General features: G+C 73.1%; 21 protein-coding genes. 11 read left to right on the forward strand and 10 right to left on the reverse strand.

Features of this window, described 5'->3' with window-relative positions; genetic code table 11:
* The first annotated feature begins 63 nt into the window (after positions 1 to 63).
* From AW27_RS03885 to AW27_RS03895, 3 genes are all read left to right on the forward strand, one after another.
* Positions 64 to 2910 (forward strand): SpoIIE family protein phosphatase, encoded by a 2847-nt coding sequence (locus AW27_RS03885; protein WP_078555858.1) that lies wholly within the window; start codon positions 64 to 66, stop codon positions 2908 to 2910.
* 120 nt (positions 2911 to 3030) lie between these two features.
* Positions 3031 to 4176, forward strand: a complete 1146-nt coding sequence (locus tag AW27_RS03890) for an ABC transporter substrate-binding protein (protein WP_037916407.1) — start codon at positions 3031 to 3033, stop codon at positions 4174 to 4176.
* 177 nt (positions 4177 to 4353) lie between these two features.
* On the forward strand, positions 4354 to 5103 hold the full coding sequence (locus tag AW27_RS03895) for a hypothetical protein (RefSeq protein WP_037916403.1): 750 nt from the start codon (positions 4354 to 4356) through the stop codon (positions 5101 to 5103).
* A gap of 32 nt (positions 5104 to 5135) precedes the next feature.
* Here the strand turns inward: AW27_RS03895 and AW27_RS03900 are convergent, their stop codons facing one another.
* Together AW27_RS03900 and AW27_RS03905 are read right to left on the reverse strand one after the other, a co-directional pair.
* The gene (locus tag AW27_RS03900; protein ID WP_037916401.1) at positions 5136 to 5951 is read right to left on the reverse strand and encodes an ABC transporter permease; all 816 of its coding nucleotides are present in this window, start codon (positions 5949 to 5951) and stop codon (positions 5136 to 5138) included.
* Positions 5948 to 6964, reverse strand: a complete 1017-nt coding sequence (locus AW27_RS03905; protein ID WP_037918080.1) for a daunorubicin resistance protein DrrA family ABC transporter ATP-binding protein — start codon at positions 6962 to 6964, stop codon at positions 5948 to 5950. Before AW27_RS03905 ends, AW27_RS03900 begins: the two co-directional genes overlap by 4 nt.
* Positions 6965 to 7215: 251 nt before the next feature.
* Here AW27_RS03905 and AW27_RS03910 point away from each other — a divergent pair, with 251 nt between their 5' ends.
* On the forward strand, positions 7216 to 8259 hold the full coding sequence (locus AW27_RS03910) for a nucleoside hydrolase (protein WP_201773392.1): 1044 nt from the start codon (positions 7216 to 7218) through the stop codon (positions 8257 to 8259).
* Here AW27_RS03910 and AW27_RS03915 read toward each other — a convergent pair.
* The 3 genes from AW27_RS03915 to AW27_RS03925 all read right to left on the reverse strand — a co-directional run bounded on the left by AW27_RS03915 (position 8202) and on the right by AW27_RS03925 (position 10078).
* Positions 8202 to 8783, reverse strand: a complete 582-nt coding sequence (locus AW27_RS03915) for a DUF5133 domain-containing protein (protein WP_236647461.1) — start codon at positions 8781 to 8783, stop codon at positions 8202 to 8204. The two genes, AW27_RS03910 and AW27_RS03915, sit on opposite strands and share 58 nt — an antisense overlap.
* A 247-nt stretch (positions 8784 to 9030) precedes the next feature.
* The gene (locus AW27_RS03920) at positions 9031 to 9327 is read right to left on the reverse strand and encodes an isoamylase early set domain-containing protein (RefSeq protein WP_483316532.1); all 297 of its coding nucleotides are present in this window, start codon (positions 9325 to 9327) and stop codon (positions 9031 to 9033) included.
* A gap of 91 nt (positions 9328 to 9418) precedes the next feature.
* Positions 9419 to 10078, reverse strand: coding sequence for a DUF4232 domain-containing protein (locus AW27_RS03925; RefSeq protein ID WP_157840160.1), 660 nt, complete (start codon positions 10076 to 10078; stop codon positions 9419 to 9421).
* 193 nt (positions 10079 to 10271) lie between these two features.
* Between AW27_RS03925 and AW27_RS03930 the strand changes: the two genes are divergently transcribed.
* The 3 genes from AW27_RS03930 (at position 10272) to AW27_RS03940 (ending at position 12165) form a co-directional block, all read left to right on the forward strand.
* Positions 10272 to 10688, forward strand: a complete 417-nt coding sequence (locus tag AW27_RS03930) for a VOC family protein (RefSeq protein WP_037916392.1) — start codon at positions 10272 to 10274, stop codon at positions 10686 to 10688.
* A gap of 188 nt (positions 10689 to 10876) precedes the next feature.
* Positions 10877 to 11335: a GNAT family N-acetyltransferase gene (locus tag AW27_RS03935; protein ID WP_037916390.1), complete on the forward strand. Its 459-nt coding sequence runs from the start codon at positions 10877 to 10879 to the stop codon at positions 11333 to 11335.
* 173 nt (positions 11336 to 11508) lie between these two features.
* Positions 11509 to 12165: a DUF2278 family protein gene (locus tag AW27_RS03940; RefSeq protein ID WP_037916387.1), complete on the forward strand. Its 657-nt coding sequence runs from the start codon at positions 11509 to 11511 to the stop codon at positions 12163 to 12165.
* 70 nt (positions 12166 to 12235) lie between these two features.
* Here AW27_RS03940 and AW27_RS03945 read toward each other — a convergent pair whose 3' ends face one another.
* Positions 12236 to 13267, reverse strand: coding sequence for a hypothetical protein (locus AW27_RS03945; protein ID WP_157840159.1), 1032 nt, complete (start codon positions 13265 to 13267; stop codon positions 12236 to 12238).
* A gap of 383 nt (positions 13268 to 13650) precedes the next feature.
* On the opposite strand from AW27_RS03945, the gene AW27_RS03950 reads away from it, so the two are divergent.
* The 4 genes from AW27_RS03950 (at position 13651) to AW27_RS03965 (ending at position 16470) form a co-directional block, all read left to right on the forward strand.
* On the forward strand, positions 13651 to 14067 hold the full coding sequence (locus AW27_RS03950; protein WP_037916381.1) for a VOC family protein: 417 nt from the start codon (positions 13651 to 13653) through the stop codon (positions 14065 to 14067).
* Between the two features lie 137 nt (positions 14068 to 14204).
* Complete coding sequence (locus tag AW27_RS03955) at positions 14205 to 14840, forward strand: metal ABC transporter ATP-binding protein (RefSeq protein WP_037916378.1); 636 nt, start codon at positions 14205 to 14207, stop codon at positions 14838 to 14840.
* A complete protein-coding gene (locus tag AW27_RS03960; RefSeq protein ID WP_037916375.1) occupies positions 14837 to 15706 on the forward strand; it encodes a metal ABC transporter permease in 870 nt (289 codons plus the stop codon). Before AW27_RS03955 ends, AW27_RS03960 begins: the two co-directional genes overlap by 4 nt.
* Positions 15664 to 16470, forward strand: coding sequence for a metal ABC transporter solute-binding protein, Zn/Mn family (locus AW27_RS03965; RefSeq protein ID WP_037916372.1), 807 nt, complete (start codon positions 15664 to 15666; stop codon positions 16468 to 16470). The genes AW27_RS03960 and AW27_RS03965 overlap by 43 nt, the downstream gene beginning before the upstream one ends.
* A 322-nt stretch (positions 16471 to 16792) precedes the next feature.
* On the opposite strand, the gene AW27_RS03970 is transcribed toward AW27_RS03965, so the two are convergent.
* The 4 genes from AW27_RS03970 to AW27_RS03985 form a co-directional block, all read right to left on the reverse strand.
* The gene (locus AW27_RS03970) at positions 16793 to 17887 is read right to left on the reverse strand and encodes an RCC1 domain-containing protein (RefSeq protein ID WP_078555856.1); all 1095 of its coding nucleotides are present in this window, start codon (positions 17885 to 17887) and stop codon (positions 16793 to 16795) included.
* Between the two features lie 561 nt (positions 17888 to 18448).
* Positions 18449 to 18640, reverse strand: coding sequence for a hypothetical protein (locus tag AW27_RS03975; RefSeq protein WP_157840158.1), 192 nt, complete (start codon positions 18638 to 18640; stop codon positions 18449 to 18451).
* A gap of 37 nt (positions 18641 to 18677) precedes the next feature.
* Entirely contained in the window at positions 18678 to 20336 is a 1659-nt protein-coding gene (locus AW27_RS03980) for an AMP-binding protein (RefSeq protein ID WP_037916369.1), read from the reverse strand.
* Entirely contained in the window at positions 20333 to 22129 is a 1797-nt protein-coding gene (locus AW27_RS03985; protein WP_037916367.1) for a CoA transferase, read from the reverse strand. Before AW27_RS03985 ends, AW27_RS03980 begins: the two co-directional genes overlap by 4 nt.
* Positions 22130 to 22243 lie beyond the last annotated feature (114 nt).

Raw genomic sequence — 22243 nt, forward strand, 5'->3', positions numbered from 1 at the left:
ACGCGCCGAGCGGCGGACGGCGCTCCCCGCTGCCGACACGCCGGAGAGGTTGGAAGATGGATTATGACCGTCTTCCTGGGACACCTGCGGCGCGTGCTGCCCGGCTCGGCCAAGCGCTCCGCCGCCGCCTCCCCAGAGCCGCACCCGGAAGATCGGCAGGAGCCGCGGGGAGGCGCCCGGACCCGGGAGAGCGGGGAGCGTCGGCCGCAGCGGCTGTCGGCCCTGCTGAGCGCGCGCAGCGTGGCCGGCGAGGTGTTTCTCCTCCAGCTCGTCCTGGTGGTGCTCCTGGTCGCGGCAGCGGTGGTGGCCCTCGTGGTGCAGGCCCGCAGCGACGCCATGTTGGACGCCCGGCACCGTACGCTCGCCGCCGCCGGTACGTTCGCGGAGTCCCCCGGCATCGTCGCCGCCCTGCGCAGTCCCGATCCGAGCGCCGTGCTCCAGCCCAGCGCCCAGGCGGCGCAGAAGGTCGCCGGTGTGGACGGCATCAACGTGTACACCCTCGACGGGGTCACCGTCGCCCACCGGGACCCCCGGCAGATCGGCAAGCGCGTGGTCGGCCCCTTCTCCAGGGCGGCGGCCGGCAACGCCTTCACCGAGACGTTCGAGGGCTCCCTGGGGCAGTCCGTGGTCTCGGCGGTCCCCGTCAAGGACTCCGAGGGCCGGGTCATCGCCGTCGTGTCCTCCCCGGTCACCGTCTCGAACGTGCAGAGCATGGTCAACCGGCAGCTGCCGGTGGTCCTCGGCGCCGCCGCCCTGGTGCTCGCCCTGTCCGCGGGCGGGACGGCCCTGGTGAGCCGTCGGCTGCTGCGCCGCACCCACGGCCTGGGGCCGGCGGAGATGACGCGGATGTACGAGCACCACGACGCGGTGCTGCACGCGGTGCGGGAAGGCGTACTGATCGTCGGCGACGGCGGGCGCCTGCTGCTGGCCAACGACGAGGCGCGGCGTCTCCTGGAGCTGCCGGCGGACGCGGAGGGGCGGCCCGTCACGGAGCTGGGCCTGGAGCAGGCGACCGCCGCGTCGATCGCCTCGGGCCGTACCGCCACGGACGAGCTGCACGTGGCGGCCGACCGACTGCTGGCGGTGAACATCCGGCCCACCGCCCCCTTCGGGCAGGCCGGGACCGTGGTCACCCTGCGGGACACCACCGAGCTGCGGGCGCTCTCCGGCCGCGCCGAGGTGGCCCACGAGCGGCTGAAGCTGCTCTACGACGCGGGGGTGCGCATCGGTACGACGCTGGACGTGGAGCGCACCGCCGGGGAACTGGCGGAGGTGGCGGTCCCGAGATTCGCCGACATCGCCTCGGTCGATCTGCTGGACCCGGTGCTGCACGGTGACGAGCCTCCCGAACCGGGCACGGAGATGCGCCGGACCGCCGTGGTCGCCGCGATGGACACCCATCCGCTCTACCCCGTCGGCGAGCTGATCCGGTTCGTCCCCACGAGCCCCATGGCGATCGGGGTGGCCGGGGAGCACTCGGTACGGGTGGCGGACCTGCGAGGCAGCCGCGACTGGATGGCCCAGGACCCCGTGCGTTCGCAGCGCATGCTGGACCGGGGCGTCCACTCCGTGATCGCCGTTCCGCTGCGGGCCCGCGGCGTGCTGCTGGGGATGGCCGGCTTCTGGCGGGTCGAGCCCTCTCCGGCGTTCGAGGAGGAGGACGTGTCCTTCGCCGAGGAGCTGACCGCCCGGGCGGCCCTCTCCATCGACAACGCCCGCCGCTTCACGCGCGAGCACACCATGGCCGTCACGCTGCAGCGCAGCCTGTTGCCCCGGGGCGTGCCGGACCAGTCCGCGGTCGAGGTCGCCCACCGCTACCTGCCCGCCCAGGCGGGGGTGGGCGGCGACTGGTTCGACGTCATCCCGCTGCCCGGCGCCCGGGTGGCCCTGGTGGTGGGCGATGTCGTGGGGCACGGCCTGCACGCCGCCGCCACGATGGGCAGGCTGCGCACCGCCATGCACAACTTCTCGACGCTCGACCTGCCCGCGGACGAGCTCCTGAGTCACCTGGACGAACTGGTCGCCCACATCGACACCGACGAGGGCGCCGGTGAGCAGGAGTGGCAGGGGCTGACCGGCGCCACCTGCCTGTGCGCCGTCTACGACTCCGTCTCCGGGCAGGTGACCGCCGCGACCGCCGGGCACCCGGGCCTCGCCGTCGTCCATCCCGACGGGACGGTTTCCTTCCCCGACCTTCCGGTCGCTCCGCCGCTGGGCCTGGGCGCCGGTCTGCCCATGGACACCGCGACGCTCACCGTGCCGGAAGGGTCCCAACTGGTGCTCTTCACCGACGGGCTGCTGGAGAGCCGCGACCAGGACGTCGACACGGGTCTGGCGGCACTCGGTGCGGCCCTCGCCGGGCCCGCCAGGACCCCGGAGGAGACCTGTGCGGCGGTGATCGGCGCGATGCTGCCGAGTCGGCAGAGTGACGACATCGCGCTGCTGGTGGCCCGCACCCGGCGGCTGGATCCCGGCCGGATCGCCGAGTGGGAGGTGGAGTCCGATCCGGCAGCGGTGTCCCCGGTGCGCAACGCCTGCGCCCGCCGGCTGGCGGAATGGGGCCTGGAGGACATCGCCTTCACCACGGAGCTCATCCTGAGCGAGCTGATCACCAACGCCGTCCGCTACGGGTCGCAGCCCATCCGGGTGCGACTGCTGTACGACCGCAGCCTGGTCTGCGAGGTGTCCGACGGGTCCAGCACCTCCCCCCACCTGAGACGGGCCGAGGAGACCGACGAGGGCGGGCGCGGCTTGTTCCTGGTCGCGCAGTTCGCCGAGCGGTGGGGCACCCGCTACACCGCCCGCGGGAAGATCATCTGGAGTGAGCAGGCCCTCCAGGCCGGATCCGCCACGGCCGGGGAGGATCTGGGGGCGGCGCTGCTCGCGGCCTGGGACGACGAGCCCTTCTGAGGCCGGTGCGGTACGTCGCCCGGAGGACCGGCGGCGGCGCGGCCCGCCGGGACTGCGCTGTCGCGGCCGACGCACGTACGCTGGCCTGGATCAGTACGTGCCGCCCGTTATGGAGCGTTTGTGCCCGGACCCCGTCTCCGCACCGCTGCCGTCGCCGCTTGCCTCGGCCTCGCCGCGGGACCCCTCGGCGCCTGCGGGGACAAGCCCCCCGCAGCGCCCAGGGCACCCGCGGTGGCGACCTCGGCCGCGGACGCGGGCGGCATGGCGGCGCTCACCGCCGCGGCCAGGAAGGAAGGGGTCCTCAACACCATCGCGCTCCCCTCCGACTGGGCGGGCTACGGGGAGCTGATCGACGGCTTCCAGAAGAAGTACGGGATCCGGGTCATCGTGGAGAACCCGGAGGGCTCCAGCCAGGACGAGATCGACGCCCTCAAGGAGCACCGGCGCGACGGAACCGCCCCGGACGTGATCGATGTGGGCGGCACCTTCGCGCCGGGTGCGGCCCGGCAGGGTCTGCTCACCCCGTACGAGGTCGCCCCGTACGACGACATCCCCGACGAGCAGAAGGACCCCCGGGCCCGCTGGTACAACAACTACGGCGGTTACGTCTCGATCGGCTGCGACGCCAAGCGTGTCAAGACCTGCCCCGCGACCTTCGCCGACCTGCGCAAACCCGAGTACAAGGGCCAGGTCTCGCTCAACGGCGACCCCACCAAATCGGGCTCCGCCTTCGCCGGGGTGTACGCGGCGGCCCTGGCGAACGGGGGCTCCTTCGACAACATCCAGCCCGGCATCGACTTCTTCGCCGAGCTCAGCAGGAACGGCAACTTCATCCCGGTCGAGTCCACTCCGGCGACGATCGAGCAGGGGCGGACGCCGATCAGCATCGACTGGGACTTCCTCAACCTCGGGTATGCCGACGAGTTCCGCCGCAAGGGCGCGGACCTGGACTGGCGGACCTCCATCCCCTTCGACGGCAGCTTCGCCCAGTACTACGCGCAGGGGATCAACAAGGACGCCCCGCACCCCGCGGCGGCGCGGCTGTGGCAGGAGTACCTGTTCAGCCCGGAGGGCCAGAACATCCGGCTCGGGGCGTACGCGCGACCGGTGCTCATGAAGTCCATGCAGGAGAACGGCACCCTCGACAAAGCCCTGGCGGAGATGCTGCCCACGGTCGAGGGCACACCGGCATTCCCGACCGAGCAGCAGCAGGCGAAGGCGGGCAGGACCGTCGACCGGAAGTGGGCCGAGGCCGTCTCCGGCTGACGGCCCCGAACTGACGCGACCGGAGGCCCGGGGCCCGCCGGTGCCGTACGAGACCGGCCGCCGGGCCCCGGGCTGCGGCGTACGCGGCACGGACCTACGCTGAACCGGTGACCGGCCGCACCGGAGGCAGGGTGTCACCAGGCGCCATCCGGCGGCGGCCCGAGGAGGTGACGCCGGATGTCCGCATCCCGGGCAGCAGCCGCGGCCCGCCGCGCGGCCGTGGGAACCGCCAGTCTGATCGTGTTCGCGGGCGCCGGTACGGGCACCGCCCTGGCCGACGACAACGGCATGGCCGACAAGAGCGCACAGGCCATCGCCGAGGCCTCCCGCACGGCGATGTCGAAGGTCACCTCCATGCGCATGGTGGCCAAGGTGTCGGAGGGCGCGGGCACCACCGCGCTGGACATCCGGTTCGACGATGCGGGCGACTGCGTCGGCACCGTCACTCCTCCCGGCGGCTCCGGCAAGGCGGACGTCGTCAAACGCGGCAACGACGTGTGGATGAAGCTCGACGACGACCTGCTGCGGGCCCAAGTACCGGCCGAGGCGGCCGAGGACGCGATCGCGTTGATCAACGGCCGCTACCTGCACGGCACCACGGACAACATCATGCTGCGCGATTTCGCCCAGTTCTGCGATCTCGACTACTTCAAGTCGGAGTTCTCCTCGAAACCGGCGAACGAGCAGCTGACGAAGGGCGCGCGCACCACCGTCGACGGCCGTCCGGCCATCACGGTCACCGGAAAGCGCGGCGGGGACACCGGCAGCTACCAGGTGTCCACGCAGGACGAGCCGTACCTCCTGCGCGTCCAGGGCACCAAGGCGTCCGGCGAGCGTGTGGAGGCCACCTTCTCCGCCTTCGACGAGCCCGTCCGGCCCGAGCCTCCCGCAGCCGCCGACTCGGTCGAGCTGTCGAAGCTCCAGTAACGCGGCCGCGCAAGGGCAACGGCTGGAAGCCGTCAGACCCGGGAGCGGTAGGCCCGCATGGCCAGGGGCACGAAGACGATCGCGATGCCCGCCGCCCAGACCAGGGACCACATGATCGGCTCCCCTGCGGGGGTGCCGAGCAGCAGTCCGCGGAAGGCGTCCGACAGCTGGGTGACGGGATTGACGTTCACCCAGGCCTGGAGCCAGCCGGGCATCGTGTCGACCATCACGAAGGCACTGCTCGTGAAGGTGATCGGGAAGATCAGCGTGAAGGCGAAGACCTGCACTTTCTCCGCGTCGCCGGCCAACATCCCGATCAGGACGGCCGTCCACGAGACGGCCGCGGCAAAGATCAGGAGCAGCAGGATCCCGCCGGCGAAACCGGCGACACCGCCGGTGATCTCAAAGCCCAGCAGGGTGCCCAGAGCGATCATGAGGAGCATCGCCCAGAGCTGTTTGGCCAGGTCGGCCGCGATCCGCCCGAGGAGGGGTGCCGAGCGGGCGACGGGCAGGCTGCGGAGGCGGTCGAAGACCCCCTTGGTGAGGTCGATGTTCAGCGCCATCGCCGTGTACATGCTCATGAAGAGCGTGTTCTGGACGATGATCCCGGCGAGGGCGTACTGGAGGTATGCCTGCGGGGATCCGGCCATCTGTCCGCCGAAGACGTAGGTGAACAGGAAGACGAACATGATCGGCGAGATGCTGTAGTCGACGAGCTCCAGCGGATTGTGCTTGACGGAGACCAGGCTGCGCCAGGCGAGCGTCGCGGTCTGCCGCAGGGCCGCCAGGGGGCGTACCCGGCCACTGCCGCCGAGCGCGCCGGTCACGGGTGTGGAGGCGGTGGTCACGGCAGGCTCCCCGCGGTCGCGTACTGCTCGTCGCCCCCGCCCCCGCCCCCGTCCGGGCCCCCGTCGCCCGGTGCCGTCGGCGACTGGGCCCGGTGGCCGGTCAGGACCATGAACACCTCGTCGAGCGACGAGCGCCGCAGGGTCAGCTCCGCCACCCCGATGCCCGCCCGGTCCAGCCGCCGGACCACGCTCGGCATCAGCTCCGGGTCCTTGACGGGCACGGTGATCCCGCCACCCTCGATCTCCGCCAGGGGGCCCGCTTCCTCGGCGATCAGGGCATGGGCGGTGGCGAGGTCCTCGGCCCGAGCCGGCCGCAGCTGGAGGACCTGCCCGCCGACCTGCGCCTTCAGCTCGTCGGGCGTGCCGTCGGCGATGACCGTGCCCTTGTCGATCACGACGATGCTGTCGGCCAGCCGGTCCGCCTCGTCCAGGTACTGCGTGGTCAGCAGCACCGTGACGCCCTCGGCCACCCATCCGCGCAGCATGTCCCACACCTCACCACGGCTGTGCGGGTCGAGTCCGGTGGTCGGCTCGTCCAGGAAGAGGATCTGCGGCCGCCCCACCAGGCTCGCCGCGAGGTCGAGACGCCGCCGCATGCCACCCGAGTACGTCTTGGCGGCCCGTCCCGCCGCCTCGATCAACCGGAAGCGGTCGAGCAGCTCGGCGGCCCGGGACCGGGCCGCGCCGCGCGGCATGCCCAGCAGTCGACCGATCATCAGCAGGTTCTCCGTGCCGGTCAGGTTCTCGTCGACGGCGGCGTACTGGCCGGTGAGCCCGATCACCGAGCGGACCCGGCCCGCCTCCCGGACGACGTCGTAGCCGGCGACCTCCGCGCGGCCCTCGTCCGGCCGGAGGAGGGTGGCGAAGATCCGGACGGCGGTCGTTTTGCCCGCGCCGTTGGGCCCGAGCAGGCCGAGGACGCTGCCGACGGGCACTTGGAGGTCCACGCCGGCCAGTGCACGCGTCTGCTTGAACCGCTTCGCCAGGCCCTCGGCCCGGATCGCGTACTGCATGGAGATCACCCCGTACGGGAGGGACGTGCTGCTGCCACTTCCCTCAACTGTGACGCACGTCACTGACATTGTCCGGTCGGTCGCCCCGTACTGTTCGGCCGCGGTGAGCACGCCCACGGCTGTTCGCGGGCCTCTCGCCCTCCGTTCGCCGCGCCGGCCGGCGCAAACGGCGTGTGCCGGCCCGTCGGTGCGCACACTGGATCCGGTGGCCCGCGCCGCAGCGGCGGCGGACCGAGGAGAGGTGTCCGGCCTTGAGTGCTCCCGTCTCTTTTCCTGTTCCTGTTCCTGTTCCTGCCCCCGTCCCGATCGTCATCGACTGCGACCCGGGCCATGACGACGCCCTGGCGATCCTCCTCGCGGCGGGCGACCCAGGGGTCGAGCTGCTGGCCGTCACCACGGTGGCGGGCAACCAGACCGTGGAGAAAACCACTCTGAACGCCCTGCGGGTGTGCACCGTCGCCGGTATCACGGGGGTCCCGGTCGCCGCCGGGTGCGCGGGGCCGCTGGTGGAGACGCTGCGGGTCGCCGAGGACGTGCACGGGGTGTCGGGGCTGGACGGCCCCCGTTTCCCCGAGCCGTCCCTGACGGCCCGGCCCGAGCACGCCGTGGAACTGCTGCGACGGGTGCTGGCCGAGCACCCGGAGCCGGTCACCCTGGTACCGACGGCGCCGCTGACGAACATCGCCCTGCTGCTGACCCGGTACCCCGAGCTCACGGGCCGGATCAGGGAGATCGTGCTGATGGGCGGTTCCACGGACCGGGGGAACCGGACCCCGGCCGCCGAGTTCAACATCCACACCGACCCGGAGGCCGCGGACATCGTCTTCCGCAGCGGCGTGCCGGTGACCATGTGCGGGCTGAACGTCACCCACCAGGCCCTCGCAACTGCCGAGGTCGTCGCCCGCTTCGAGGCCCTGGACACCGACCTCGGGCGGATCTGCGCCGAGTTGCTGGGGTTCTTCGCGGGCACCTACCTGCGGTTGTGGGGCTTCCCCGCTCCCCCGGTCCACGACCCGGTCGCGGTCGCCCGGGTCATCGACCCCGGGCTGGTCACCTGTGTGGAGGCGCACGTGGCCGTGGAACTCCACGGCCGGCACACCCGCGGGGCGACCGTGGTGGACCTGCACGGCACCCTGGGACGGCCGGCGAACGCCCGGGTCGCCGTCGAGCTGCGGGCCGACCTGTTCTGGGACCGGCTGGTGGCGGCCGTGGCGGCGCTGGGCGGCTCCGGCACGGGTCAGCAGGCGCCGCCCGCGGACACCGGGCCGGCCCCCTGGACCGGCGGAAGCCGGTGAGCTGCCACCAGCTCCTCGGCGGCGAGCAGCGCGCTGTGGGTGTTGCGCTGCCCCATCAGGACGCACAGCGTGTACGCGGCGTCCTCCATCGCGGCGCGCAGCGCCGGGTCCTCCGGCGCCGCCAGGGTACGACGGCGCACGGCCCGCAGGTGGTTCAGGTGGCGGCGCAGCACGTGCGGAGCCGGCAGGAGCGTGCCGGAGGCGGGCGGTCCGGGAGGGTGGGGGCTCCGGGCGTGCCCGATCTCGGCGTGCAGCGCCCGCTCGCAGTCGGGGTCCGCGGCACCGGGTCCGGTCCGGGTGGCGAGGACCGTGCGGGCCATGGCGGGGAGCGTGACGCCCGCGGCCTGTGCCGCGTTGCCCAGGACGCGCCGGGCACGTTCGCCGGTGCAGGGCACCAGGGCCATCACCGTCCCGGTCGCGGCGGCGAGCGCGGCCCGGTCCGCGGCACCGTCGGCGTCCGCTCCCCCCTCGCTCCGGGCGGCGCCGTCTTCCGTACGGCGGTGGGCCGCCGGGCTCTGCATCATCCGTCCGCTCCTCGGGTCCGGTCCGGGTGGATGCCGCTGTGTAGCACCTCCGCAGGAGACGCAGGGGCGCACACGCGGGAGCAAGGGAGCGGATCCCCCGATACGGGGACGTCCGGGGCCGCGCGTTGACCTCCGGCGGGCCCCGGACGACGCTCAGCACGGCCCGTCCCGCGCGCACGCCCCCGCCCCGGCGGGTGCCGGTGCGGAGGCGTGCGGCCCAGCGCCTCAGCGGCTCAGCTGGCGGACGTCAGGTGTCCAGGCGGCTGTTGGGGCCTTCGTGCCCGTCGGCGCCGGCGTCGTTGAACCAGTAGTCCCCGGCCGCGAGGTAGCGGAAGGAGTGCGTGGACTTGGCGGGAAGCGCGACCGTCACCGCCCGCATGCCGTCGGGGCGCGGTTCGAGTACGTGGGCGCCCGGCTGCCAGTCGTTGAACGTCCCCACGACGCTGACGGGGCCCGGCGGGTCGCCGCCGGGCAGCACGAAGGTCACTGCGGTGGTGTTCTTGCGACGCTGTCTTTCCAGCATGAAGTGCTCCTTCTGCGTCATGGACGGCCCCACTTGACCGGAGTCATCCTGGCGGCCCTCCGCGGCGCCCACCCGCGACCCGCCGCAGCTCGGTCAGGGTCACCCGTCGGAACTACAAGCTCAGGGCGTCCTCCGCGTTGTCCACCCACGGGGTCACGGAGTTCCTGGTGGCGGAGACGTACAAACCGGGGGTCGACGCCCTGAGCGGCGTCTGGACCAGGTCGGACTCGGTGTTCATGGTCATCGCGATCGAGTCGACGGTCCTCCCGGTGCCGTCGGCGGGGCCGCCCATCAGGCCGGCGTAGGCGGACTCGCCCGGGTCGAGCCTGATCGCGTCCGCGATTCCCGGTGCGGTGCCCCGCTCCGTGGCCTGCCCGTCCAGAGCTCCGAAGGTCACGACGGGGTGCCCGAGCGCCCTGCACGCCTTCGCACCCCTGTTGGTGATCTTCAACAGGTAGCTGCTGGTCGTGGGCTCCGCCAGGCTCGCCGTGAACGTCACGTCGCCGGTGCCGCACGGGAGCACGGCACCGTCCGGGTCGGTCGGCGTGCTGCTGCCGGGGGACCCGCCGGACTTCGACGGCTTCGCAGCCGGGGTGGCGGACCCCGAGGGTGCGGCGGAGGCGGAAGGGGAGGCCCCGGCGGCCGGCGTGCCCGCCGACGGGGTGCCGGAACCGCCCGCCGCGTCATCGGCGGGACCGCAGGCCGTCAGCGCCAAGGCGGACAGGGCGGACAGGGCGGTGAGGGCGGCGGCGGTTCGGCGTACGGAGCTCATGGTGTTCCCCCAGATGAGGCGCGACACGCGCGGGGCGGGGCCGGTCCGGTTCCGGCGGCCTGGCACCAGCATCCCGTCGGAGCTTCACAGCTTGGTGACGGGCCATCGCCGAATCCACGACGGCCGTCCGGCGCGATCTGCCCGACTCCCCTAACGTGAGGGGCCGGCAGACCATCAGGAAGGGAACCTCTCCATGCCTTCTCGCCTCAACCCGTACCTCAACTTCGACGGCGACGCCCGGCAGGCGATGGAGTTCTACAAGGAGGTCTTCGGCGGCACCCTGGCGCTCAACACCTACGGCGACTTCGGCGGCGAGGAGGCCGGCGATGCCGCCGACCGGATCATGCACGGCATGCTGGAGACCGCCGGCGGCTTCACGCTCATGGGCGCCGACAACCCGCCCGGCACCCGGCACGATCCGGGCAACAACATCTCGGTGAGCGTCAGCGGGGACGACGCCGCCGAGCTGCGCGGCTACTGGGACGCGCTCTCCGGCAGCGGCACGGTCTCGGTGCCGCTGGAGCGGCAGATGTGGGGCGACGTCTTCGGCATGTGCACGGACCGCTTCGGCATCACCTGGCTCGTCGACATCAGCACGCCGGAAGGCTGACGGCGGCCGTCGGGCAGGGCCGGCGCGCCCCGGCGCCACCGTCCACGATGGCGCTGCGGCCGTCCCCGTTTCGACACCGCGGCAGCGTGCCCGCCCGGCAGGACTCCAGCATGATCGATGGTCCGCACCGTGCGGGATCCGGGCGGTCCGCCCCGTCCCGGCCCCCTTCGAACACCGGAGTCCAGCCCATGACCGACATCACCGTGCGCGCCGCACAGCCCGGGGACTTCGCGCAGTGGCGTGTCCTGTACCGCGGTTACGCCGACTTCTACGCGGTCGAGCAGACCGATGAGGCGGCCACCACGGTCTGGGCGTGGGTGAACGACCCCGAACACGAGGTCGGCGCGCTGGTGGCGGAGGACGGCGCGGGACGCCTCCTCGGCCTGGCCCACTACCGTCCGTTCGCCCGGCCCCTGTCGGCGACGGTCGGCTGCTTCCTCGACGACCTGTTCGTGGCACCGGAGCACCGCGGTTCGGGCGCCGCCGACCTGCTGCTCGGCGCGCTGCGCGAGCTCGCCGCCGCGCGCGGCTGGAGCGTGGTCCGCTGGATCACCGCGGACGACAACCACCGGGCACGGGCCAAGTACGACCAGGTGGCCGCGCGCACCATGTGGGTCACCTACGACATGCTCCCGGCCCGCCGCTGACCCTGCTCCCCGCGGACGGCGGAGGCCGCGCGGGAGCGGCGGTGCAACGGCCCCGCCCGCGCGACGGGTTGCCGTCGCCAGCCCTCGCCCGTCCGGACCGGGCCGGGCCGACCCCTGCCGGGGGCGCGCGTCGCCGCGCCCGCCGCGGCGCCCCGGGTGCTTCACTGGGGAACATGCCCTTCGCGCGCTACGGGGTGCTGTCCGGCACCCTGCACGAGTACTTCCGGGACACCCCCGACACCGAAGGGGCCTGGTTCCACGTCAATCTCCGGGTGGACGCGCCGGACGGACGCTACAGGTGCGCCGTCGACGTGGACAGCCACGACTCGGCGACCGGCGTGCAGTGGAAAGTGCTCACGGTGGACGCCGCCGCGCTCGGCCCGGTGGCCGTGCTGGCGCCCGGGTTCCACGACCTCGCCCCCACGGCCGGGTCCGGCGCCCTCGACTACATCCGGCATCCGGCGTTGCGGGGCGGCCCGCCGTTGCCCCCGTGGCTGCCCGAGCGGGTGCGGAAGCTCCTCGAACGGCTGCTGGGGTGCCCGCGGCCCTGGACCTCGGGCACCAATCTGCAGGCCGCGCTCGCCCTTGAGCCGATGCTCGTCGTCGGACGGCCCGTCCTGGTCTTCGGGGAACCCTTCGACACCGGCCTGGGCGTGCACAACATCCACCAGAACCAGGGCGACCCGGCCGGCAGCCAGTGGTGGCCCGAGAACGGCGTCTGGCAGGACGGCGCGACCCTGACCCGTCGGCCCGACGGCAGGTACGACGTGTTCCTGAACAAATTCTCCACCCAGAAGGACCACACGGACGCCGACGGACACCCGGTGTAGGCCGCCGTCTCCATGGCACGGCCGGGTGCCGCCTCCGACCTCGGCCCCCGGACGCCCCTCCCGGCTACGCCTACTCGCGTTCGCCCTCGGAGACGAACGGCTGCAGGAAGGTCGCGATGTGCTGCTCGACCTCGGTGATCCGCTGCTCGAACGCGTAGAGCTTGTCCCGCGTCCGTGCCTTGGCCTGCTCGTCCGTCCGGGACTCCTCGATGGTGCGCTGGACGATCCCGATGAGGTGCTGGAGCTGGAGGTGGAGTGTTTCGCTGATTCCGCCCCACGCGGAACGCAGGTCCGCGGCACGGCTGTCGGCGTACTGGCGGGCGGTCAGCGCCGCCGAGTCCTTCACGTGGTCGGAGCACTCCTCCGCCGCACGTGACTGGAGCTTGCCGTTGCCGAAGATGACCGCCCCCGAGGCCATCAGCGCTCCGACGGCCGCGCCGCCTCCCGCACCGATCGCCATGAGCGAGCTGGGCCGGAACAGCAGCGGTACGTCGTCACCGCGGCGGCGCGCGTCGCGCCCGATGCCCTTGCCCGCCGCGATGGCCAGCGTGTAGAGCAGGTGGTCCTGGTCGCGTACGGACTGCGTGCCGGTGAGCTCGGCGCGGAGCTTGTCGAGGAGGCTGGCGTGCGCCCTGATCAGCGGTTCGAGCTGGCGCACCAGGTCGGCCTGGCGCTGCTCGATGAGCCGGTCGAGGTCATCGGCGCAGAACACCTGCATGCGCTCCTGCAACTGGACGGTGTACGCGTCCATCAGCGCGTGCTGGGCGGCGACGCGGCCGCCCTTGGTGTAGGACCGTACGGCCCGGGTCAGCCGGCCGGGGCCGCTCGTGACATGCCAGTCGGCGATCTCGCGGCTGATGCCGGTCAGGAACTCGCTGAACTTGAGCTGCAGTTCGTTCTCGATGTCGAGGATCCTGCCGCCGACGATGTCGCGGATCGCGTCGGCGCTGGCGCGCAGCTGGTCCTGGGTGGACTGGCTCCGTTCGAGGAGTCCGCGCAACTCGGCCGTGGACTTCATCAGGATCGCGCCCTCATCGTGCAGGCGCACCCGCAGGTTGACGGCGTTGTGGCGGAGGAACTCGGCGAGCCGGACGAACTTCACCCGGGCCGCCACCCCACCCCGTCGGGACCTCCTGGCAGGGCCATGATGCCAACGGATACCTGGGACGTCCCCGGTTCGGCGGGACGGAACCGGTGCCCGCTCTGCAGGACGTGGATGCGCGAGCACGCCGGCGGCCCACCGCCGCTCACCGTGTCTCCTCCGCCGCACCCGCCGACGCATCCGCGTCCCGTTCGCCGTGCTCCGCGACGGCACCTTCTCCGCACGCCGCATCCCCCTGGGCATCGGCTCGCCGCACGACCCCAGCACGACCGAATCACCTCAAACCCGAAGGAAGCCTTGGCGAAGGACATAGAGTCGCCTCCTTCCCTCATCTCGTCACCCCTCGTCCCCCACCCCCACACCTCACCCGGAGGACCGGCTCGATGGCCTCGGCACCACAGAAGATCACCACGTTCCTGATGTTCGAGGGCAGGGCGGAGGAGGCGCTGACCTTCTACACCTCCCTCTTCGACGGCTCCGAGGTCATCGACCTCACCCGCTACGGCGCCGACGGCCCGGGCGAGGAGGGCACCGTGCTGCGCGCCACCTTCGCGCTCGCCGGGCAGCGGTTCATGTGCATCGACAGCCATGTCAGGCACGAGTTCGGCTTCACCCCGGCGGTTTCGCTCTTCGTGGAGTGCGAGTCCGCCGCCGAGCTGGACCGGCTCTACACGGCCCTCGCCGACCGGGGCCAGGAGCTGATGCCCGTGGGCTCGTACGGCTTCAGCGCCCGCTTCGGCTGGGTGAACGACCGCTTCGGGGTGTCCTGGCAGCTGAACCTCCAGGAGGTACCGGCCTGAGCCGTCCGCTCCGCGGCGGGACCGGGCGCAATCCGTCCCGCTCGGCGGGAACCCCGGACGACCCTCGTCCGACTACTGGCACGTGGGAGGCGCGACCGCGCCGTCCCGCGCGGCCGAGGACGATCGAGGGGCGTGTGATGGGCGGACTGGACGTGCGCATGCGGGGAGTCGTCTGCCGGCACGGCCGGGTGGAGGCCGTCGCCGACGTGGACCTGGAGATCGCCGCCGGTGAACGCGTGGCGCTGACCGGTACCAACGGCTCGGGCAAATCCACCCTCCTGCGTGCCGTCCTCGGCCTGCACCGCCAGACGTCCGGCTCGATCCTGGTCGGCGGTCGGGAGGGCCGCTCCCCCGCCGAGTGGGCGTGGCGGCGGCGGGCCTGTGCCTGGATCCCCCAGAAGCCGGCAGCGGGACGCTTCCCGCTGCTGGGCACCGAACTGCTGGCCGGCAGCAACGCCCCGGCGGAAGCGGCCGAGGCCGCGGACCGGCTCGGGGTGGGCGCGCTGACCGGCAGGCCTCTGCACACCCTGTCCGGAGGACAGCTGCAACGCATGTACCTGGCCCGGGCGATCGGGTGTGTGGCCGCGGGCGCCGAACTGCTCCTTGCGGACGAGCCGACGGCCGCCCTTGACTTCGACGGGCAGGCGGAGGCCGCCGACGTCCTCACCTCACTGCCGGTGACACTGATCGTGGTGACGCACGACCGGACCTTGGCGCAGCGCTGCGACCGCGTGCTGGAGATGGCAGCGGGCCGGCTCCGGGAGGTCCGGTGACCACCCTGGCCACCGCCGACCTCGGCGAACTCCTCCAACTGCTGCCCGTGCAGAGAGCAGGGGCGGCCCTGCTGCTGGCGGCGGTCGGGCTGCCGGTCATCGGCGTGGTCATCGTCGGCCTGGACATCATGCCGGTCCGGTTCGCGATGATGCACGTGGCTCTGCTGGGCATCGCCGTGGGTTTGCTCACCGGGCTTGACCCCATGCTGTGCGCGTTGGTCGCGTGTGCGCTGGCCGGTGCGGGCGTGGCCCCGCTCGCCCGCACCCCCGACGGCCTCTCGGGGGCGATGGGGCTGCTGATGAGCCTGGCCATCGCGGCGGCGCTGCTGCTGCTCGCCGTGTCGGGGGTCAACGCCTCCGGCGCCTTCGCCCTGCTGTGGGGGTCGATCCTGTCGGTCGGCACGCCCGACCTCGTCGTCCTCGGTGTCCTCGCCGCGGCCGTGCCCGGCCTGTTCTGGTGGCGGCGGCGCGAGATCGGCCTGCTGCTGTACGACCGCGAGCTCGCCCTGTGTTCCGGAGTCCCGGTGCGGGCCCTGACGGCCGCACTCCTGGTCCTGGTCGCCGTCGCGGTCGCCGGGGCCATCAAACTCACCGGCGCGCTGCTCGTCGACGCGCTGACCCTGCTGCCCGCACTCGCCGCGCGCCGCCTGGGCAGCTCGCTGAAGTCGATCACCCTGTGGGCGGTCGGCATCGGCGTCACGGTGAACCTGACGGGGTTCCTCCTGGCCCTGTGGCTGGACTGGCCGCCCGGCCCGGTCCTCGTCCTGACCGCGGGGGCGCTGGTCCTCGCGGTGCATTTCATACCCGAACGGAGAATCAGCTCATGGCGCGCACCCGCGTCCGCATCCCTGCCGTCCTCGCACTGAGCGCGGCCCTCCTCCTGACCGCCGGCTGCGGGAACGACGACTCGTCCACGTCCGGCGAGGGCCAGGAGCAGCCTCGTACCGGCAAGCCGTCCGTGGTGGTCACGACCACCTGGGAGGGGGCCTTCGCCAAGGCCGCCGGCGCCGAGGACATCAAGGTCATCGTGCCGCAGTCCGTGCACCACGCCCCTGACTACGATCCCAAGCCCTCGGACCTCGCCGCCGTGGCCAAGGCCGACTTCGTGTTGTACGCCCCCTTCGAACCGTACGCCGCGAAGATCAAGGAGGCGGCGGGCTCCAAGGCGAAGCTCGTGGAGGTGGAGCTCGACAACGACCCCGCCAAGGTCTCCGCCGAAGTCGGCCGTCTGGCCGGCCTGTTCGGCACGGCGGACGCCGCCGCAGCGTGGAAGACCGGCTTCGACGCCGAGTACGCGAAGCTGAACCAGGACCTCCGGGCGGCCTGGCCCGGCGGCGGCAGCCCGTCCGTCGTGACCCAGGTCTTCACCGCCTGGTCGGCGAAGCTCGCGGGTGCCACCACAGTGGGCACGTACGGGCCGGAAGCGGTGACACCGGCGCAACTCGCCGAACTCGCCGCGAAGAAGCCGTCGATGGTGCTCGACAACGCGCACATGACGACCGGAGCGGTCCTGCCGGACTCCGGCGCCAAGCAGGTGGAGATCGTCAACTACCCGGGGGACGACCTCGACCTGATACCGGTCTACCGCAACGCGGCGGCGGAGCTGAAGAAGGCCATGAGCACCCCCTGACCCCACGGGGTGCGGGAGGGGCCGGGTGCAAGGGGCCCCTCCCCCGCCGCCGGGCAGGGCGGTGCCGTGCCGTGCCGTGCCGTTAGATTCGACAACTTGAAGTTGCTGGTCGAAGGGGTGGTGTGACCGGTGTCCGGGTGCTCACGCTGGTCGTGGGCGGAAGTCTTCGGTGCAGATCATCCGTCAGCGGTTGACTTCGAGGTTCGTCGGGTGGCCGGGCCGGAAGATCCAGATCAGCCGTCCCCTCCCGGTGGGGACGGCTGCCGTAGCCCGCCGACTTCGGCTCTGCACTGGAGCAGGTGAGGTGGGGGGGGTGGTGTGGTCAGTGCTGGCAACGCCCGCCGGGGCGGTCGCCGGCGGCGAGGCTGTGGTTCCGCCCGGCGGCGAGGTGGGTGATGGTGGTCAGTCCGGTGGCGATGGGAGTCGGGCTGGTGCGGTCGGTCGTGGTGCCGTCTCCGAGCTGGCCGTCGCTGTTGTCACCCCAGGTGTAGAGGGTGGTGCCGGTGCACCGGCGCTGCTTCCAGGGGCCGCGCGTGACGGTGAGGCTGTGGTGGCCGCCGGCGGTGATGGCGACTGCGCCTGTCAGACCGGACACGGAGACCGGAGTGGTGCTGCTGGTGGTGGTGCCGTCGCCGAGCTGGCCGTCGCTGTTGGCTCCCCAGGCCTTGACGGTTCCGTTCCTGAGAAGTGCCAGGCTGTGGGAGCTACCAGCGGCAACAGCCACCGCGCCCGTCAGGCCGGACACGGTGACGGGGGTGGTGCTGTTGGTGGTGCTGCCGTCGCCGAGTTGCCCGTCGGCGTTGGAGCCCCACGCTTTGACGGTGCCGTCCTTCAGTACCGCCAGGCTGTGCGAGCCGCCGGCGGCGACCGCGACCGCGTCGGTGAGGCCGGACACGGTGACGGGGGTGGTGCTGTTGGTGGTGCTGCCGTCGCCGAGTTGCCCGAAGAGGTTGAGACCCCAAGCCTTGACGGTGCCGTCCTTCAGCACCGCCAGGCTGTGGAAGGCGCCTGCGGCGGCCTGGGTGGCGGCAGTGATGCCGGGGACGGTGCCGGGAGTCGAGTGGCTGACGGTGGTGCCGTCGCCGAGCTGCCCGAAGTCGTTGAGACCCCAGGCCTTCACGGTGCGGTTGGGCAGGACGGCCAGCCCGTGGTTGGCCTCGGGGCCGGCGCCGAGGCCGGTGACGCTGCTGATCCCGGCGACCGTGATCGGACTCTGTCGGCCGGCGGTAGTGGCGTCACCGAGCTGCCCGGAGACGTTGGTGCCCCAGGACTGCACGGCGGGGACGAGACCGTCGCCACCGGCGGACGGCGGGGGGCCGGCATGGGCGGTGACGGGAGCAAGTGCCAGAGCGGCGGCCAGGGCACCGCCGAGCAGTACGGCCCTGCGGCAGCGCAACGGACGCTGATGACCAAGCATCGACTACCTCTTCCTCAGGTGGTCCCCCGGTACCCAGAGCGCATTGGCTCCGGTCGTCCCTCGCGAGGTCCTTCCCGCACTCCGGTACCGCGCCGGGCCCCACCTGCGCCGTTCACCCACTCAGCAGCGCGTCTTCACGCTGCCGGGCGCAGCCAGATCCTCCGTCTTCCACACATCCGCCCCGTCTGACGACACAGGATCTGCGGCGCTCAGGGCGCCCGCAGCGGATCGATCGGTCACCTGCCTGCCCGCTGCTGCACCGCCCGGCCGTGACCAGGAGCGCTGCCCCTCGGAGCGGCTGGGAACGGGCATGACCGGGCTGCCCGCGGTGGCCGTTGGCAGCGGCACCCGTGCCCATCACCGGCGGCTGATCCTTCCCGCGGGCTCCCACCCACGACCAGCGCGACTTCCCCGAGGGACCGTCACACCAGCCCCTGAACCTGCCATTTCAAGATGGCGGAGGCTCTGTGCGCCGGACCGGCCCTCCCGGAAGGCGGCCTCAGAACCGGGGCACGAGCACGGCGGCTTCGAGATCGCCCCGTTTCAGGTCCTGCTGACGGATCAGCCACACCAGGGCTCCGGGCCGGCGGGTGGCCGGTCCGGCGTCGTCGGGGTGGCCCGCCCAGCCCGGGCCGCCGTCGCTCGCTCGGCCGCGTCCCCCTCACCCTTCTCGGCGGCGAGCCGCACGCCGGGCCGCGTCAGGGCGGCCCAGCGTGCGGCGTCCTGTGCCGGTTCCCGATGCCAGAGCTTCATGCGGCGATCAGGCCGTCCGGGGCGGACCACGGCCCGTCTACACGAGTGCCCGGCTCTCGGCCAGGCGCTTGCGCAGGGCCGCGCGGTCCGGTTTGCCGGCCGCCGTCAGGGGCAGCTCCGCGACGACGAGGAGCTGCTCGGGGTGCTTGCGCCGCTCCAGACCGCGCCCCGTCAGATGCTCCCCGAGGGAGGCGAGGGTGGGGGCCTGGGTCCCTCGGGCCACGACGCAGGCCGCGAGCCGCTCCCCCATCAGCGGGTCGGGTACACCGACGCAGGCCACGTCGCGGACCTGGGGGTGCGCGGTGAGTTCGCGTTCCACCTCGGCCGGGCTGATGTTGGCCCCGCCGCGGATGACGACGTCCTTGAGACGGCCGACGACGTGCAGGACGCTCTCGCCGTCGAGGTAGCCCAGGTCCCCGGTGCGTACCCAGCCGTCGGGCGTGCGGTAGCGGGCATCCAGCTCGGGGGCGCCGACGTAACACAGCGGGGTCATCGGGCCGCGCGAGACGATCTCCCCGACGGAACCGTCGGGGAGGGGCTCAAGGGTGTCGGGATCGGCGATGCGGATCTCGGCGACCCGGGGGTCGGGCTGGCCCGCGACGACGCCGGAGCCGTCGGTGGGCGGCACCGCGCTGCCGAGCCCGGTATGGCAGTTCACGCCGTCCGCGGAACCGTAGAGGTTGACGACGGAGCAGCCGAAGGCGCGCGCCGCGGCGGCCGCCGTGGTCCCGTCCAGCGGCGCCCCGCCGAGGACCAGGGCGGTGGGGGAAGGTGGTTCCTCTCCTGTCTCGTCGAGCCGTTCGAGCATCATGCGGACCATGGTGGGTACGCCGAGGACGTGCGTCGGCCGGTGTTCGCGCAGGGCCGCCAGCGCGGCGTCGGCGCTGAAGTGGTCGAGCAGTACCAGGGTGCCGCCGTGCCGGGCCAGGGTGACCGCGGTGCCGTTGGAGCCGAAGGCGGAGGCCAGCGGAACCAGGAAGAGACAGCGCGGCGGGGTCCCGTCGGGCATCAGGGAGGCCAGGAAGTTGCCGCGGCCCCCGGCCAGCGCGTTGTGCGAGTACGCGATCATCTTGGGTTCCGCCTCGGAACCGGAGGACACCAGGATGCGCGCGGCGCCTTCGGGGTCGGGACGGGCCGGCACGAACCCGCCGGGGTCGCGGCGCAGCAGCTCCGCCAGCGGAATCGTTCCTTCGGGTGTGGTGTCCGGTCGCCCGGCGGCGATCACGTGACGCAGGCGCGGAAGTGCCCCGGCGAGCGTGCGCAGATCGGCCGCGTGCCGCTGCCCGCGGTGCTCGGTCGCCGCGATGACGGCGACGGCCTCGGCACGGCGCAGCAGGCACTCCGCCTCCAGGACTCCCCGGCCCACGGGGAAGGGCAGCGAGACCGCGCCGAGGGCGGCCAGTGCCAGGTCGGCGATGACGGCGCCGCGCCCGTCGGGCAGTTGGACGCCGACCACGTCGCCCGGGCCGATCCCGAGCTCCCTCAGGCCGGTGGCCAGGCACCGGACCTTGCGGTCGAGGGCGGTGTAGCACAGCTTGCCCTTGGCGTCGATGACGGCGGTGCGGTGCAGGTCGGCGATCTGGCGGGCGCGGAAGAGGCTGTAGAGGTCCAGGTCGGGGCAGGTGCCGTCGACCACCCAGGAACGGCGGAGTTCGGCGGGCAGCAGGTCGCGCAGGACGAGGCTGTCGGCGGTCATGCGAAGCTCCAGGGGTCGGGGACTGCGGGGGCGCCGTGCGCGTCGCGGGTGAGGGAGCCGGCGAAGCGCGGGTCGTGGTGCAGGCCGGACAGTTCGGTGGTGACGGCGGCCGCGGTCAGGCCGTTCCGGTACAGCCAGGACAGAGCCTCCGCCGTGGGCAGGTCACGCAGGTCGTGGCGGGCCGCGGCGCGGGCGTCGGCGTCGGCGGGGGCGATCCATCCGTCGGCCGTGGCCAGGGGGTGGCGGAAGCCGGCCGGGCGCCGGGGGCTCTGGCCACGGGCCGCCCGGCGCAGGGCCGGGCCGGTGAGGGTGTCGGCTGCTCCGAGCAGGGAGGATTCGACCCGTACGCCGCGGCCGGTGCGTTCGCGCAGCAGCAGTCCGGCGAGGATCGCCTCGGCACCCAGCAGTCCGCCGAGGACGTCGAGGAGGGTCATCAGCGAGGGCGCGGGGACCTCGCCCTCGGGCCGGGCGGCCTCGCCGACTCCCGTACGGGCCTGGACCATGAAGTCCGTGCCCATGGGGGCGTCGTCGAGCCGACCGGCCCAACCGCTGGTGTACGCGTGGACGAGCGCGGGGTTGACCGCCCCGAGGTCGTCGGCGTCGAGGCCGAGGGAGGCGGCCTTGCCCGGCGCCCAGTTGTGCAGGAAGACGTCGGCGTGCGCCGCCATGTCCCGCAGCCGGCCGCGGTCCGCCGCCGCTTTGATGTCGATCTCGACGGCCCGTTTGCCGCGGTTGAGCGCGAGCCAGCGGGCGGAGATCCCGGAGCAGGTGGGTGGCATGCCGCGCAGCGGGTCGCCACCCGGCGGTTCGATGCGGATCACCTCTGCGCCCAGCAGCCCGAGCAGGTGCGCGGCGAGCGGTGCCTGGATGCGGCGGCCCGCCTCCAGCACGGTGAGCCCCGCGAGGGGCCGGCCGGCTGCCGGGCCGGACGCGCGGCCGGGTCCGCCGGGCACGGCCCCGCCCTCCGTCGGGGTCAGCAACCAGGGTGCGGCCCCGTCGTGCTCCGCGGCCCGGTCCGCGAGGGAGCGCAGTGCGCACACCTGCGCTCCGGAGGCGGCCGCGGCCCGGCGGATCCGGTCCCAGCCGTGGGACCGCGTGGTGGTGTGGAGGGCCGCCGGCAGCGGGGCGCAGGCGGTGGCGTAGCGGAACTGGAAGGGTCGCCAGCCTGTCCTGAGGGCGTCCGCGGGTGCCTCCAGAGCCTTCCAGAAGGCGGCCCAGGCACCCGGGTCGAGCGTCTCCAGTTCGAAGAGGATCCCGTCGGCGGAGGTGAACGGCGGTCCGCCGGGGGCGATGTCGGCCGCCTCGCCCTCGTCGGCGCCGGCCGCCGCGAGGTACTGGGACACGGCGAGCAGTCCGGCCCGGTCCGCGCTGGTGGCGACCTGGGCGGCGGGGCCGCCCCGGGCCTGGCCCACGAGGTCGGCGAGCAGGCCCTGCACCGTGAGGACGGCGGTGGCCGTGGCGGCGTAGTCGACGGCGAGTCCGCGTGGGGTGCCGTCACGCCGCCCGTGCACGGCCATCATCCCGGTGGCGGCCTGCACCGTGGCCTCGTCGGCGAGCCCGCTCACCGGGTCCGCCCAGGTGGCGGTGGCGTGCGCCGGCGCGAAGCCGCCGCCGGTGAGCGTGGTGCCGGCGGCGGGCGCGTCGCCGTGACCGGCCGGGCCGGGGCGGACCGTCCGCGCGCCGAGCAGCCGGAGGTGATCAGTGACGACGCTTGCGATCTGCGGCGGCCCCGAGGCGTCGAAGCACAGTGCGTCGAGCGGCCGGACCGTCTGCGTGGTTGCTGGTGACGCCATGCCTCTCCTCTCCTGGCTGCGGCGGTGGCCGCGGCCCGGGTCTTGCGGGATGCGGGAACCCGGGAGCATCGGCGCCCGACCAGTTCCACGAACAGGAAGTCGGTCGGCCGTTCG

The sequence above is a fragment of the Streptomyces sp. PCS3-D2 genome, assembly GCF_000612545.2.
Lineage (GTDB): Bacteria > Actinomycetota > Actinomycetes > Streptomycetales > Streptomycetaceae > Streptomyces.